Origin of the sequence: Calothrix sp. UHCC 0171 (assembly GCF_034931845.1) — a bacterium.
Taxonomy (GTDB): Bacteria; Cyanobacteriota; Cyanobacteriia; order Cyanobacteriales; family Nostocaceae; genus Brunnivagina.
Map to the genome: position 1 here is coordinate 110,426 of NZ_JAYGHN010000017.1, position 14,897 is coordinate 125,322.

At 39.8% G+C, this 14,897-nt stretch carries 19 protein-coding genes; 4 read left to right on the forward strand and 15 right to left on the reverse strand.

The annotated features are described in order from the left end of the window. The first annotated feature begins 672 nt into the window (after positions 1 to 672). On the forward strand, positions 673 to 1,560 hold the full coding sequence (locus tag VB733_RS14845) for a universal stress protein (protein WP_323340831.1): 888 nt from the start codon (positions 673 to 675) through the stop codon (positions 1,558 to 1,560). Positions 1,561 to 1,679: 119 nt separating this feature from the next. Here VB733_RS14845 and psbM read toward each other — a convergent pair whose 3' ends face one another. From psbM to VB733_RS14870, 5 genes are all read right to left on the reverse strand, one after another. After that, entirely contained in the window at positions 1,680 to 1,796 is a 117-nt protein-coding gene (psbM, locus tag VB733_RS14850) for a photosystem II reaction center protein PsbM (protein ID WP_096610864.1), read from the reverse strand. 151 nt (positions 1,797 to 1,947) lie between these two features. Beyond that, positions 1,948 to 2,244 carry a 2Fe-2S iron-sulfur cluster-binding protein gene (locus VB733_RS14855; RefSeq protein ID WP_323340832.1) on the reverse strand — a complete coding sequence of 99 codons (297 nt, stop codon included), beginning with the start codon at positions 2,242 to 2,244 and terminating at the stop codon, positions 1,948 to 1,950. A 267-nt stretch (positions 2,245 to 2,511) separates the two neighbouring features. Beyond that, a complete protein-coding gene (locus VB733_RS14860; RefSeq protein ID WP_006195022.1) occupies positions 2,512 to 2,649 on the reverse strand; it encodes a photosystem II reaction center protein K in 138 nt (45 codons plus the stop codon). A gap of 103 nt (positions 2,650 to 2,752) precedes the next feature. Next, complete coding sequence (tgt, locus tag VB733_RS14865; protein WP_323340833.1) at positions 2,753 to 3,883, reverse strand: tRNA guanosine(34) transglycosylase Tgt; 1,131 nt, start codon at positions 3,881 to 3,883, stop codon at positions 2,753 to 2,755. A 227-nt stretch (positions 3,884 to 4,110) separates the two neighbouring features. Further along, a complete protein-coding gene (locus VB733_RS14870; RefSeq protein WP_323340834.1) occupies positions 4,111 to 4,563 on the reverse strand; it encodes a hypothetical protein in 453 nt (150 codons plus the stop codon). Between the two features lie 556 nt (positions 4,564 to 5,119). On the opposite strand from VB733_RS14870, the gene cobS reads away from it, so the two are divergent. Beyond that, positions 5,120 to 5,908 (forward strand): adenosylcobinamide-GDP ribazoletransferase, encoded by a 789-nt coding sequence (gene cobS, locus VB733_RS14875; protein ID WP_323340835.1) that lies wholly within the window; start codon positions 5,120 to 5,122, stop codon positions 5,906 to 5,908. A gap of 50 nt (positions 5,909 to 5,958) precedes the next feature. On the opposite strand, the gene VB733_RS14880 is transcribed toward cobS, so the two are convergent. The 8 genes from VB733_RS14880 to trxB all read right to left on the reverse strand — a co-directional run bounded on the left by VB733_RS14880 (position 5,959) and on the right by trxB (position 11,937). Further along, entirely contained in the window at positions 5,959 to 6,432 is a 474-nt protein-coding gene (locus tag VB733_RS14880) for a PPC domain-containing protein (RefSeq protein WP_323340836.1), read from the reverse strand. A 114-nt stretch (positions 6,433 to 6,546) separates the two neighbouring features. Then, entirely contained in the window at positions 6,547 to 7,221 is a 675-nt protein-coding gene (locus VB733_RS14885) for a ComF family protein (RefSeq protein WP_323340837.1), read from the reverse strand. A gap of 50 nt (positions 7,222 to 7,271) precedes the next feature. Next, a complete protein-coding gene (locus VB733_RS14890) occupies positions 7,272 to 7,757 on the reverse strand; it encodes a GNAT family N-acetyltransferase (RefSeq protein ID WP_323340838.1) in 486 nt (161 codons plus the stop codon). Positions 7,758 to 7,874: 117 nt separating this feature from the next. Then, positions 7,875 to 8,762: an ROK family protein gene (locus VB733_RS14895; RefSeq protein WP_323340839.1), complete on the reverse strand. Its 888-nt coding sequence runs from the start codon at positions 8,760 to 8,762 to the stop codon at positions 7,875 to 7,877. 32 nt (positions 8,763 to 8,794) lie between these two features. Next, complete coding sequence (locus VB733_RS14900) at positions 8,795 to 8,968, reverse strand: hypothetical protein (RefSeq protein ID WP_323340840.1); 174 nt, start codon at positions 8,966 to 8,968, stop codon at positions 8,795 to 8,797. Between the two features lie 34 nt (positions 8,969 to 9,002). Next, positions 9,003 to 9,254 carry a hypothetical protein gene (locus tag VB733_RS14905; RefSeq protein ID WP_323340841.1) on the reverse strand — a complete coding sequence of 84 codons (252 nt, stop codon included), beginning with the start codon at positions 9,252 to 9,254 and terminating at the stop codon, positions 9,003 to 9,005. A 42-nt stretch (positions 9,255 to 9,296) separates the two neighbouring features. After that, positions 9,297 to 10,190, reverse strand: a complete 894-nt coding sequence (locus VB733_RS14910) for an ABC transporter permease (protein ID WP_323340842.1) — start codon at positions 10,188 to 10,190, stop codon at positions 9,297 to 9,299. A 367-nt stretch (positions 10,191 to 10,557) separates the two neighbouring features. After that, the gene (gene trxB, locus VB733_RS14915; protein WP_323340843.1) at positions 10,558 to 11,937 is read right to left on the reverse strand and encodes a thioredoxin-disulfide reductase; all 1,380 of its coding nucleotides are present in this window, start codon (positions 11,935 to 11,937) and stop codon (positions 10,558 to 10,560) included. A 340-nt stretch (positions 11,938 to 12,277) separates the two neighbouring features. On the opposite strand from trxB, the gene VB733_RS14920 reads away from it, so the two are divergent. Further along, positions 12,278 to 12,862, forward strand: coding sequence for a DUF4360 domain-containing protein (locus VB733_RS14920; protein WP_323340844.1), 585 nt, complete (start codon positions 12,278 to 12,280; stop codon positions 12,860 to 12,862). Positions 12,863 to 13,533: 671 nt separating this feature from the next. Beyond that, positions 13,534 to 14,145 carry a DUF4360 domain-containing protein gene (locus tag VB733_RS14925; RefSeq protein ID WP_323340845.1) on the forward strand — a complete coding sequence of 204 codons (612 nt, stop codon included), beginning with the start codon at positions 13,534 to 13,536 and terminating at the stop codon, positions 14,143 to 14,145. A gap of 195 nt (positions 14,146 to 14,340) precedes the next feature. Here the strand turns inward: VB733_RS14925 and VB733_RS14930 are convergent, their stop codons facing one another. Both VB733_RS14930 and VB733_RS14935 read right to left on the reverse strand, forming a co-directional pair. After that, positions 14,341 to 14,691 carry a hypothetical protein gene (locus VB733_RS14930; RefSeq protein ID WP_323340846.1) on the reverse strand — a complete coding sequence of 117 codons (351 nt, stop codon included), beginning with the start codon at positions 14,689 to 14,691 and terminating at the stop codon, positions 14,341 to 14,343. Positions 14,692 to 14,693: 2 nt separating this feature from the next. After that, on the reverse strand, positions 14,694 to 14,897 hold a 204-nt coding region (locus VB733_RS14935; protein WP_323340847.1), incomplete at its 5' end, for a helix-turn-helix transcriptional regulator.

The window sequence follows — 14,897 nt, forward strand, 5'->3', positions numbered from 1 at the left end:
TGTAAATTTTGCTATATTCAGTTAGATAAAAGCATTTAATACATGAGACAATTCATCATTTAAACAATGTTTTAGAAGTATTTCGTCCGCAGAGCGACAAATGTAATTTTTGTTTCTGTAGTTTAAAATATAAGTCCAAAAAACTTAATAATATTGCTACCACAAATTAAATATAATCACATTTTTTTTACATAATTTCATTAAAATGATTTACTGTTGGATTTTTTGGTAATATTTATCGCCATTTTTGTGATTTTTGTTCACTGAAATTAGTAAATATAGATAATAGTTAATAATTGATCTAATAATTGTTAAGTCTAAGAGTAGAAAAATATAGAGTATACTCAAAATTGAGCAAATAGGCAGAGTAAAATAAAGATAAATAACAGCTTCTAGTTATTACTTTGTTTAAAGTTATTTCTCTAGCTGTAATTCCTACAAGCCTATTTACTAAATACTCAAAACAAAATACTAGTATTTTTGTGTAAACTAAGTCATCAATAATTTTACATAATTAAACATTCAGATTTAGTTTGATTAGTTTGATGTCTAGTTGCACAAATCTACCGAATACAAATTACTTGGTAAACAACAAAATGAAAAACAATTTAGTTGTTGCCAGTAAATAAAAGCGATTACCACCCAAAACTGACTGAACGCGAAAACGTAAATATGATACAGAAAATATTGTTGGCTGTCTCCGGATTGGGACATGCTGAAGAAATGCTCAAAATTTTCTCCGATTTACCCTCAGTTCAACGGGCAAAAGTAACTGTTTTACACGTTGTACCTGGACAACGTAGTGCAGATACCATGACTGAAAAGTGGGAAGAAGGAGGTAAAATCCTGGCAAACGCCATCAAATATTTGAATTTAGATCCCAGTCTTGTTTCTTCCATTTTGCGGCAGGGAGAACCGAAAGATGTGGTTTGTCAAGTTGCTGACGAAATAGAAGCCGACTTGATTATTATGGGTTCCCGTGGGCTAAAGCGATTGCAGTCAATTTTGGGAAACTCAGTTAGTCAATATGTTTTTCAATTGTCATCACGCCCAATGCTGCTGGTTAAAGATGATATCTACATCAAAAAAATTAAACGGGTGATGGTAGCAATGGACGGTTCCGAAACTGCCAAGCATTGTTTAAAATTAGCTTTATTCCTGCTGCAAGATTTGAAGGGAGCAGAATTACTTTTGGCGAATGTCAATACCGATTGGCTGAGTAAATCTGGCAAACCAGAATTACCTCCCGAACAAAGTCCTATTTTAGCAGGAGCGATCGCAGAAGCGAAAAAATATGGTGTGGCAACTCGTTGTGTTGTCAGTGGTGGAAGCGTCGGACAAGATGGAATTGTTACCAGTAGTGGTAGGGCTGGACAAGAAATTTGTCGTTTAGCGGATCAATCTAATGTAGACTTATTAGTGGTTGGTTCGCCTGATCGTCGTCCATCAATTGCCAAAAGCTTTGTTGATTTGGACAGATTATTGGGTTCTTCGCTATCCGATTATGTCCGTGTCAACGCCACATGTCCGGTTCTTTTAGCCCGTAAAGATGTAGCTTAGGGTAATTTAGCAACATAGCCCAATCTAAAAATTCAAATTCTTTCCATACACAAAAGCTCCGCACTATTATTAATAGTAAGTGCGGAGTTTGTTTATTTTATACAAAAATCTTAAACAACTTAACTATCTTTTCCACTTTCGCGGCTAGCAGTAATAGTGTAAAGAATGATTAAAAAAACCGCAGGAACCAACACGAACAAAATGCTCGCTATGAATCCCAATTCATTAGTTTGCATAGCAAGGAAACCCTCTCTTCTAATTTCCAGTCAACAACTTTAGGATACCATTAAGCAGCTGGACGAGAGTAAACAATTATTTCTGCTGGTTGGGCATTCATTGAGTATTATACTGATTCGGAATTGTAGTTTTGAATCCTGACAACTTTAACTAAGGCTTTGTGACTACACTTACCCCACCATGAACTAAAGTTTGGCAAGCGAGACGGTAATTTCCAGGTTTTTTCTTGAGGATACGGTTTTCAGCATCAGTACGTGGTGAGAGATTTTCCATGCCTTCGGCAATTTCGACAATGCAAGTGCCACATTGCCCGTAACCGCCACAGTTCATCATTTTTCCCCAAACCTTATAGATATCAATCCCATTCTGCATCGCCAGAAGTCGAAGATTTCCTCCATTTGCGGCGATAACTTCTTTATTTTCTTTGACAAAGTTAATATTACCCATAAAATATCCCTCCTGGCGATCGCTTTTAGAAAAATACTTAAATAGTTTTCTTTAAACTATTATATTGATTCATTAACTATTTTTAAGAAAAATTACTAATGTTGTAGTATTCAGCTTTTTCCAACCCAAGTATGTATTGCAATAAAACTTAGTCTACAAAGTCAGCAAAAAAATAAGACAGGCTGAATTACCTGTCTGGGAAAAGTTACAAATATCTAGATTCTCAATTTCAGCTTCAAAAATTCACAAAATCTTAAATTCTTAGATTTATCTAAAACCCACAGCTGCTTGCCATACAAAAGCTAACAGCAGGAAAAATACGGGAATTACAGGTAGAACATCTACCAAGGGGTCGAAGATTTGATAAGCTTCGGGCAGTTTTGCTAACAACAATGCAGCTTCCATATTCCTAAAATCCACCTATCCAACACAGCTTTAATATTTGACAAGTATCTTAACATGCAACGAGTCCATTGGTAATTTGTAATTCGCAATTTGTAATTTCCACTTAATCTTCATCGCTCGATTCTGTACTTGGTTCTAACCAGTGGGCAAAATCCTGGGCAAAAGTGCCTTTGATGATGGCATGACGAATTTTTTGGGTAAAGCGAATCAGTTCGGTGATGTTATGGATAGATAATAATGTATAGGCGAGAATTTCTTGCGATCGCACTAAATGGGAAATATAAGCACGACTAAAATGCTGACAGGTGTAACATGGGCAAGTTTCATCTAATGGCGCAAAATCTTCACGAAACTTCGCATTCTTTAAATTCCAACGCTCTCCCTGTACCATTGCCGTACCGTGACGTGCCCACCTCGTGGGAATCACGCAATCGAATAAATCCACACCCGATGCTATAGCAACAGCCATCTCTCGATAAGTCCCCACACCCATTAAGTAACGGGGTTTGTCAAAGGGTAAAAGTGGTGCGGTAGTGGCGACAATTTGAGCAATTAATTCGGGCGGTTCCCCGACACTCACGCCACCAATTGCATAGCCAGGTAAATTAAGCTGCTTTAAATCCTCCGCAGCTTTGGCACGCAAATCTAAATAGACTCCACCTTGAACGATACCAAATAATGCTTGGTCTGGGCGTTGATGTGCAGCAATACACCTTTCTAACCAACGATAGGTTCGCGATGTCGCCGCTTCGACTTCTTGACGAGTGGCTGGGTAAGGGGGACATTCATCAAATGCCATAATCACATCAGCCCCTAAGGTATTCTGAATTGCGATCGAACGTTCCGGTGTTAAATTAATAATTTGTCCATCATGGGGCGAGCGAAATGTTACACCTTCCTCTGTAATTTTTCGCATTTCACTGAGACTAAATACCTGAAATCCACCAGAATCAGTGAGCATTGGACCATGCCAACCCATGAATTTATGTAAGCCTCCACCACCTGCGACAATTTCTTCCCCAGGTTGCAAGTGCAAATGATAAGTGTTGGATAATACCATTTGCGCTCCAGTGTCCTGAAGTTGGGCTGGGGTTATTGTCTTCACATTCGCCAATGTCCCCACTGGCATAAATCTGGGTGTTTCCACAATCCCATGGGGTGTTTGAAAAACGCCAGCTCGCGCTTTTGTTTCCTGGCAGGAAGCTATACACTCAAAAGAAAAGTTTGCAGTCAAAATACAAGTAACCTAAGGAATTATAAAGTATCACAAATATTTAGCTGTCAACTATCCTAACTTAGCAAGGGACACAACAAAAAATTGCGATCGCCACAAACATTGCTAAAAAGTCTGGATGTTGATACTTTGAGGGATTTTCCGCTTACTTTATATCTTCCCGTGTGGAGTTATTTGATTTTTATTTAAATTCTGACTCCTGTCCCCTGAATCCTGTATTTTCGCCTTTAAAACATATCAGAAGAATCATCATCAAACTCAGCATCCCAACGTGCAGATAAGACTTGCTCCATCATCGCTTCAATCGCCGTTACATTCATATTGCGATCGCGCCTTTCTTGTAAAGGTGTCGAAAGGGGAATTAAGCGTAAACGCCATCCTTCCTGAACCAAGTCAAAATGAGTTTCATTTTCTGGGGTTTGCTGTAATTCGAGATAGTCAAAACTACAGACATTTAAGTATAATGTATGGTTTGCTACCAATGTAGAGCGTTGTGGATTGGCAAAAACTTCCATAACATCGCCTTTTCCTTCACTCTGGACATTGCCATCAAAGGTATAAATGTAGTGAACACGACCTAAATCTGTTAGTAACCGCCGCATGTCCAATTTACTTACTATTACACCTGTGTTAATAATGCAGGGAGCTGGTATTTTTGTTTCCGGTAGATGGTGGCTCATAGTTAAATAATAAATGCGCGAAGATAATTTGCAATACCGCTAAATATGAATGTTACAGCTTTGTTGACCTTTAAATTTTAATTATTATCAATATGATTTTTAGAAACATGGAGTTTTTACCTAACATCTTGTATCTAAATTATTAATCTAAAATCAAAAATGCAAACATTAAATTAAATTAATCAAGCTATAAGCGTGTTCATTGATACAATAACTGATGTTTTAGTTATGGCATAAGCATAACAAAATTTTCTACATGAGTTCCCTAGACAAGTTAATCTTTTTAAAAGCTTTAAGAATATTGTCTGTAAAAATCCGTAAATCACGAATGTCAAAGTCTTGATTGGGATACTGTGGATAACTCCAAAGGATTTAACATCTAGAATCTATCTTTAGATACTTACGTAATCTGTTTTTGTAGGATATTGGCTTCTTGAAGAGTATATTTCTCCTTGCCGGAGAGAAGCTGGAGATGTGCGGTTTTTAGTAATTACAAAGGACTGTTTTTAGACAGTTGTTGTCTCAAGAATTATTATTCAAATACCATGTTCCCAAAATGACAAGTATTCGCCAGTGGTGCAAAGAATTGCTATTAAGTTTTTTAGCCAGCATTTTATTTTATACTGCTATCCCTTTGCCCTATTTAGGGAAATTGAATCAGGAATTAGATTTTCAAAAAGTGGCACAGTTTGCTCCAGGAATCGGATTAGTAATTGGGGGAATATTAGCACTGTTGGATTTACTACTGGCTTGGTTAGGTATACCGATTTTGACACGTAGTGTATCTCTGGTATGTATTTGGCTGGCTTTAACTGGAGGATTACATTTAGATGGGGCAATGGATACGGCTGATGGTTTAGCGGTTGGCAATCCAGAGCGGAGATTGGCAGTCATGGCGGATAGTACCACAGGAGCTTTTGGGGCAATGGTTGCAGTGGCAATTTTCCTGCTCAAAGCCGCAGGATTAACTGATATTGAAGATTACCGTTGGTTTGTGTTAATTGCTGCTGGCGGTTGGGGGCGTTGGGGACAAGTTTTAGCCATCGCCAAATATCCATACCTGAAGCCCACGGGTAAGGGTGCATTCCACAAACAGGCAATACGTTCTTACAAAGATGTATTACCGGGATTACTATTGATGATTGGCTGGAGCTTGTTGCCACTCATAATTAACCCCAATACCTTAGTCTTGAGTATAGTGACATTAATTGGGGGAATAGCGATCGCATTTGTGACAGGTTTTTGGTTCCACCGCAAACTGGGAGGACATACAGGGGATACCTATGGTGCGGTTGTCGAGTGGACAGAAGCTTTATTATTGTGCGTAATCACTGCTGTTTTGTGATGTGGGGATGGGAAAAAATTATCCTAACCAACCCCGTCTGCCGAGATTTTCTACTTCATCGGTTGCAGTCGTGTCACCTTGAGTTTAAATGCACCGACTCCGGTTTCACCAAAAGAACGCACGCGCACCACATAACTGCCTGTCTCATTAATGCGCGTAAAAAGTAAGGAATTGCTGCTACCATCAGGACCATCATCATTTTCGGCGATCGTTGAGCCATTTGGTCCCAGTAAGGTAATAATACTATCAAAGCTGTCTGAGGAAAGGTCTATAGCTAAGTTTTCGCCTTTATTTAACTTCACCATATAATCGCGAGCAAAGCCACCTTGTCCTGTGGGAATATCTGTGTCTGTGAGGGAATCACTCACTTCATAGGTTGAAGGTAAAGGCAATGGATTATACATCTTAGCCGCTTGAGCAAAACTTGCATTTGTATTTGCACCAATCGCTAACAAAGTTACAGGAATAAAAGTGATTTTTGTTAATAATTTTTTTACACAAAATGCAAAAATTTTGCTAGTCATCCCCAAGATTCTTCCCCGGTTTCAAGCGTAATCGTAATATTGGTTAATTATAGTTTTTCTCTACGTGGCTTGCCCAGGAATTTATCAAAACAAAATACACTCTCAATTTTGTTTTTATGATAATTTCATGCCTGCGGCACATACAGCTAGTCCGATCGCGGATATACTTGCGGTACTAAGTGTTATGGTTGCCTCTCTTGCGGTCGCTCCAGTAGTATAAATATCATCTATTAACAGTACGTAATCATGACGATGGCGAAGTAAATCTTCTCCAACGGCAAAAGCTGCGGCTAGATTTTTTTGGCGCTGTGTTTCTGAAAGAGAGTGTTGTGCTTCAGTGGCGCGTACCCTTTGCAATCCATTGACTCTCAATTGTAGTCCAGTCATTTCGCAGAAACTCTCGGCAATCAATGCAGCTTGGTTAAAACCCCTGGATTTCAGCTTGCTGGGATGAAGCGGAATCGGCACAACAGCAATTTTCTTCTCAGTCGAAGGTAAATTTTGCAACCAAGCCTCACCTAAATAATGACCCAGAGGACGAGCAATATCTGGACAATTATTATATTTCATCACTGCGATCGCTCTTTTCAATATGCCACCATAAGCGCCCCAAGCAAAAACAGGTGTTTCTTGTTGCCACAAGCGACAAGGTTCATTTAATTGACATTTTTGTAGCTGTTTGCTACAGCTAGGGCAAAATTCCTGTGGAGTTGGACGTTGACAGAGAGGACAATTTGATTGAGTAAAAAGATGAAAAAAATGTTTTAGGGTATTTTTAAAAGTAAACATAAAAGTAAACATGGGCACAGGAAAAAAAGGAGCGGCAATTAGCAGAACAATTAACAATTTATTTGTTTACAATAAACGCGATCGCATCTTAAAGTCTCTACTCCTGTGGCTGGTAAATAACCATTTTTTTCGTACATTTGTACAGCTTCTTGGAGAATACTAGCGGTTTCAATCCAAATTTGTTCAAAACCACGAGATGCGATCGTTTCTTCTAGCAGTTGTAACAAATATTTCCCTAAACCCAAACCGCGAATTTGCGGTAAAAAGTACATTTTCCTGATTTCAACTGCCTTTTGCCCTCGTTCGATTGGGTAATATGCCCCAGTTCCGACTATTTGATTTTGGTATTCAATTACCCAAAATTCTCCACTAGTGTCTAAGTAGAATTCCTCAACTTGCAGCACATCTCTATCAGCACCATCAGCTTCCCAACCCAATCCATATTCTGCCAGAACCGAACGAATGACTTCCGCAGCATTTTGTCTATCTTTTGGTTCCCAGGAACGGATGAGAAAGTCTTGATAAAATTGATTCATAGCACCTGAAAAGGGAGCATCCCAAATGTGTAAATTTTTTTGTAGTGATGGCTCTCTAGCCCGCTTCCTGGAGATTAGGGAGCTTTCCGGCTCCCCCTGAAAATCTACCTTGAGCCTCTAAATTCTTACTTTTGTAAAAGCTAGTTTTGCCGCCCCCAACATTCCAGCTGCATTACCTAACTCGGCTGGTAAAATCTCCAAACCCACGCGCGATGTGATAAAAACTCTGCTTTCAATCTCTGCTTTAGCTGTTGGTAAGAAAAACTTGGCACTTGCACTAATCCCACCACCTAACAAAATCGCTTCCGGTGTCAATACGTAAATCAAACTCGATAAACCAATACCTAAATTCCGTCCATATTCTTGCCAAAACTTTAACGCTGTCACATCACCTTTCTCTGCCAAAACTGCTAATTCCGCCGGTTCTTTGCCCGTAAGTCGGCGAATCGCCCGAATTGACGTAGATTGCTCCAAAGAACCATTGTTACCGCTATTACACTCATGTCCATCTGGGTACAAATTAATTAATCCCAATTCCCCAGCCGCGCCATAATGTCCAATGAATAATTTACCATCAATAAAAATAGCTCCCCCAACCCCAGTTCCCAAGGTGAGGAGAATAAAATTTTTAAACCGATTGCCAGCACCTAACCAAGCTTCACCCAAACCCGCACAATTGGCATCGTTAGCGAGAATAGTTGGTTTACCAGTTTTCGCTTCCAACCATGCCGCCAAGGGGACATCACGCCATCCAGGAAGGTTAATCGAAACTAGAGCAATACGTCCCTGTGGATCACTTGGTCCTGGCATTCCTACACCGATCGCGATACTTTTATTATTAGGGTCAAGTTGAGCGATCGCAGCAACTAACACGTCCAAAACAGCCTCCGGCATTGCTGGCTGGGGAGTCTCCACCGTCAAAGACTTTATACAAGTTCCATCAACAGTAAATCTCCCCAATTTGATTGCTGTTCCCCCCAAATCAATTCCTATTACTTCTGTCATGGATTAATTTTTCATAACTACAAGTTACATAGTTAATAGTTAATAGGTGATTTGGGCACAGTAGCAACATAATTCACAGACAGAGGACGCACAGTTGTTTGCGCGTGCAAAGAGGTTACAGGTGTACCTCTAAGAATACTAGTCAGTGCCACGGAAAGCATAAATCCACCAGCCGCAGCCGCAATTAAAGAAAACTTATCTTTCACACAAAACTCTCTGTTGAAAATACAACAAATAATGCTAACTCATAAAAAGTAGAGAATGGGGAGAGGGGGAGATGGGGAGAGTGAGAGATGGGGGGATGGGGAGATGGGGAGATGGGGAGATAAATAAAAGAAACCTCTTTACTTCTTTGTCACCCCGTCCCCGCGTCCCCGCATCCCCGCGTCCCTGAATCCCCGCATCCCCGCATCCCCGCATCCCCGCGTCCCCGCGTCCCCGCGTCCCCGCGTCACCGCGTCCCCGCATCCCCGCGTCACCGCGTCCCCGCATCCCCGCGTCACCGCATCCCCGCGTCCTGCATTTACCCAGAAACTAACGAATACTATTTTGTTTCCGCAAGCGAGGATTGACAAACTCATTTAAACCCTCACCAAATAGGGATAACCCAACAACCATTAAAGTCATTGCCAAACCAGGAAATAAAGCTGTCCACCAAATACCCGTTGGTAAAGCTTCCAAAGCTTGCCTTAAATCATGCCCCCATTCCGGTACTGATTCGGGAAGTCCCAAACCCAGAAAACCCAAACCACCTAATACCAAAATCGCATCAGCCGCATTGAGAGTAAAGAGTACAGGTACACTTTGAATCACGTTAAAAAATAAATATTTAGATAATACCTGCCAAGTATTTGCCCCCATTGCCTGCGCGGCTTCGATAAATACTTCCGTTTTGACGCTGACTGTGTGATTACGGACAACACGATAATACTGGGGAATATAGGCAATACTAATTGCGATCGCAGCATTTAAAATTCCTCTGCCAACCACAAATGCTAGTGTCACTGATAGTAACATACCGGGCAAAGTATAAATACTATCCATAATAAATAGCAGGATTTTATCTAGTCTGCCGCCAATATAACCACTCAGCATTCCCAACGGCACACCCACAACCATACTTAAGGCAGTTGCTAAGAATACCACCTGTAAGGCTGCCTGTGCGCCAAATAAAGTCCGCGAAAATACGTCATACCCTAGACGACTTGTACCAAACCAATGTTTCCCCGAAGGTGGGAGGTGAATATCATTTGCCAAAGCATCTGATGGGTTTTGGATTAATCCCAATACTTGAAGCACTGGTGTGAAAAAAGCTAAAAATATAAAAAATAAAGTTAATCCCAATCCAATCAGCATCAGCTTTTGAGAAAGGCTAGAAGTTTTTGGCAGCTGCAAAAACTTTGGCGATGGACTTTTTGTAACAGCCATGTAAATTAGAAATTATTAGTTAGGAGTTATGAGTTTAGAGTATTAGAATATTTCGAGTGTTTTGTCAATGAATGTATATATAAATTATGTATTAAATTATATACAAGTATGTAGTCAGTATCGACTGCAACAAAAATCGCCTATGTTTTCAAGCATAGGCGGGAAATCTGTCAATAATTTAGGGGTTATGTATAAAGTAAACCTTAAGACCACAGAAACCCGGTTTCTTGGATTTAAGTATCGAGCATCATCTGACTTTCTGATGAGAAACCGGGTTTCTCCCTGCACGACTATCCTTAATATTTACTTTATAAACGCTCTCTGAGTAAATATTCACCTAAATATTACATATTTGGCGAATATTCAATTAAATATGACTCTCAATCAACAAGCGATATTCGCTCTTTTGCTTCACACCTTTAACTTCCTTCAACAATTCCTTATCCTTAAAGAACTGCACCGTCGGCGTACCAGTAACCCCCGCATTCTCCGCAATGTCTCTATCAGCATCAATATCAATTTCGACAAAGTGAATCCTGCCATCAAACTCATCCACCACCTTATTTAATATGGGTTTGAGGGTATGACAAGGACCGCAACCAGGAGACACATATTTAACAACAAGTAGGCGATCGCTTTCATGGAATAATTTTCTCAACGCCAAACCACCTTGATGTCGGGTGATATTCACATCAAATTCCACGGAGATGATTTGCTGCACCTGTTGCTGATGTTCCATCTCATTATCAGGAGTGTGGGGAATTTGTTTAAATTCTTGAATCAACCCACTTGCGGATAACCAACGTTCTGCGAGCATCGCCGCCGCACAACCAGAACCTGCGGCTGTAATCGCTTGGCGGTATTCGTGATCTTGGACATCACCGGCGGCAAAAACCCCGGCGACACTGGTTTCTGGCGAACCGGGTTTGGTAACAATATACCCGACTTCATCGAGTTCGATTTGTCCCTGAAATAAAGATGTGTTGGGTTTATGCCCGATCGCATAAAATAATCCTTTCGCCTTGACAATGCTTTCCTCACCCGTCTGACGGTTGCGAACTTTCACCCCTTCCATATGTCCGTTCCCAAAAATATCTACCGCTTCGGTGTTCCAATGTACTTGGATTTTGGGGTTACTTAAAACACGGTCTTGCATTGCCTTTGATGCTCGCATTTGTTGCGATCGCACCAATAAATTTACCTTGGAACCATATTTGGTTAAGTAAATTGCCTCTTCCGCCGCCGAGTCGCCTGCCCCAATCACAGCCAATTCTGCACCGTGAAAAATCGGGGTTGCTCCGTCACAAATTGCACAAGCCGAAATCCCGCGACTCCAAAATTCATGTTCGCTGGGTAAGCCCAACCGCTTTGCCGTCGCTCCAGTTGCAATGACAATGCTATGTGTCTTAAATTCCCTCTCTTCGGAACGCACAGTAAATGGACGCTGACTGAGATCGACGGAAATCACATCCTCTGTATATAACTCCGCCCCCCAACGTTCCGCCTGCGCCTTCATATTATCCATTAATGCCGGTCCTGTTATCCCTGCCGGAAATCCCGGAAAATTCTCAACTTCCGTCGTCGTCATCAATTGTCCACCAGGCAAGCCGCCAGCCTGGAAACCTTCAAAGACAACAGGCTTAAGGTTAGCCCGCCCTGCGTAGATAGCAGCAGTATAACCTGCGGGACCTGAACCAATTATTACTAAGTTTTCAATTTTGGGGCTTTCTACTGTGGGACTTGTCATAACTAATTATATAAACTCATACCGACTTCACTTAACTTAGTTTAACACAATTTTCAGGTTGTCAAGTAGACAGGAACTAGGAAAGTGAGGCAACAGCTTGACTAGAGAGCGATCGCCTTTATACCCCATAATATGTAAATTTTGTCAATCAACAATAATACTTCTCTAAGCAGATGAGGCAAAATAATAGTAGGTCAAAGAATTAAATATGAAGAAATCTCTACTCAGATCAGGTAATTTAAAGTGGAGTTTGTGAATAACCCCAAAAATATCAAGATAGAGATTTTTTAAATATTTTCCTCAAAAACAGAAAACTCTCTTTTGAGGAAGGAAGGGGAGTATGAGTAATAAATATTTCCGGAAAACACCGATCGCATTAGTACAAGGTTTGCTAGCAGCAGTTGTATTAATGACAACTTCTCTAGGTTTAGCTTTTGCAGCACCAAAAGTTGAAATACTTAATGCCGAATATGCTGGTAGTGGTTGCCCTGGAGGCACTGCTAGTATTAGTTTTAGCCCTAATGGTCAAAAGCTAACTATTCGATTTAATCAGTTTATAGCCCGTGGAAACAAACCCAACGAAAGTCGTAAAAGCTGTAATCTGACCATCCCAATTAGAGTATCTAAAGGCTATCAAGTTTCCCTCTATGATGCCAGTTATCGAGGCAATGTCGCTCCTAGAACCACTGGTAAGTTAAGAGCAGAATACTTTTTTGCTGGTCAACCTGGGTCTATTTTTTCTCGGACATTTACAGGAAAACGTGAATATAACGTTCGAGATAGTTTAAGAAATAGAACTAATGTCTGGTCGCGCTGTGGTGATAGCGTCAACATGCGAGTGAATAGTTCTATGATTGCCGAGGGGCAAGGAACAGCTACTGTTGAACAAATGGTGGCTGATATTGGCGTGAGACGCTGTAAATAAAATATTGATCCTTGTGTTTAGATTTGTAATGAGGAACTGTAAGTAATACTAATTTTCCAAAATAAATCAGTAGATGATGACAGAACAAGCAGAGACTCGGAGAGGTGGAGACTTATATGTTAATAGATTTTAGAGAAACAGTGTTTCTTTATAAATTGCAAAATTGATAATAGTAAGCTCCTAATATTTAGTTAAATTTTCTCTGAAAATGCTAAGTTTATTTACTAGAAGCAATTTACACTGAAGACAAGTCTTATAATAGAAACGTAAAAGGTAATTTGGCAGATAGTATGAAAATGCAAATTACCTCCTGAATCATTTTCAAAGTATTCAATGCTTGGTGCTATGAATTGCTTGTTTAAGTGAATATTAATCTAGACAGATACTAATATACAAGAGGGTAGATTGGGAAAAATATCTTAATCTCTTGAATTGTTTAATAATAATTTATGAATTATTAAATGGATTATTAAATAAATTATTTGAGATTTCTGTGTTAGGTTTCAACATTGTTGTTGAGCCAATATATTCTTAATCTCCAATCATTATCCTCAAACAATGAAGAATTGAATTTTACTCTGTAATCGAGGCATAAATTCAATCGAAGATGCAGACTTTTCAAGTATTTTCCCCAAAAACTGAACGCTGTATTTTGAGGAAGGATGGTAAGTATGAATAATAAAAATTTCAGAAAGACACCGATCGCATTGCTACAAGGTTTTCTAGCAGCAGCTGTATTAATGACTGCTTCTATGGGTCCAGCTTTTGCAGCACCAAAAGTGGAAATACTTGGTGCAAATTACGGTGGTAATGGTTGTCCAGGAGGAAGTGCGAGCGTCTCCGTTAGCCCCGATGGTCAAGAGCTAAGTATTCTATTTGATAAATTTATAGCCCTTGGAAATAAAGCAAGTGAAAGCCGCAAAAGCTGTAATTTGAGCATCCCAATTAAAGTACCCCAAGGTTATCAAATTTCTCTCTACGATGCTGATTACAGGGGCTATGTCGCTCCTAGAACCACCGGTAGACTAAGAGCAGAATACTTTTTCGCTGGTCAACGTGGACCTATTTTTTCTCGGACATTCACAGGTGAACGTGAATATAACGTTCGAGATAGTTTAGCCACAGTGGCTAATGTCTGGTCACGTTGTGGTGACAGTGTAAATATGCGCGTGAATGCGAATATGACTGCCAATGGTCAAGGAATGGCTACTGTTGACTCCTTCGACCTCGCACACCGTGGTTTGATTTATCATGTCAAATATCGCAGTTGTCCTAGCAGGTAGTAAGGTTCAGATAATTGTGGAGGAATAGTTATTAGGTCAGAATGTGCATTAAAAGTGTTGAATCATCCTGTTAGCAGTTATTGACAATCTCCTGGCTATGAGCTAGGAGATTCTCTATTTAATAGAGGCACAATAGAAATAAAGTACAAGTTTTTAAGCATTGTAGGCGCAAGCAACTACTTGCCCTGATTTGTATTACTCTCTTCCGATAATTCTAGTGAGTTGTAAAAGGATAGCTTCCAAACTATTTAAGGCTGCGTTAGTCGTTCGCTGATTTTCATGAAAGTTCTGTTGATGTTGCTCAAAATTACGCTGCAATCTTTCAAAGTTCTGTTGGTGAGTTTCAAAGTTTCTTTGCAAAACTTCAGTATTTTCTCTAACTTCAAGAATTACGTCATTTAAAATAGCATTCCGCCCCATTAAGCTAACTGATTGGTTTAGAAACATATCTAATTGCTCTTGTGTTTCTATTTGCTTGCGAGCCAATTCGGCAATTAGTTGGCGAATTTCATCGTTGTTAGCATTATTAGCGCTTGGGTTAGTCATATTTAATTTTCCTCTGTAACTATTTCAAAAACATCATTAGGGTTACATTTGAAAAACGTACATAAAAAATCAATTGTGTCTAAGCTGATTGATTTGATACGATTATTTTCTAGTTTTCTATAATTACTTTCGGTAACACCCAATAAGTCAGCTACCTGTCTTTGGGTGTATTTAGCATTTTCTCTAAGTTGTTTGACTTTTATTTT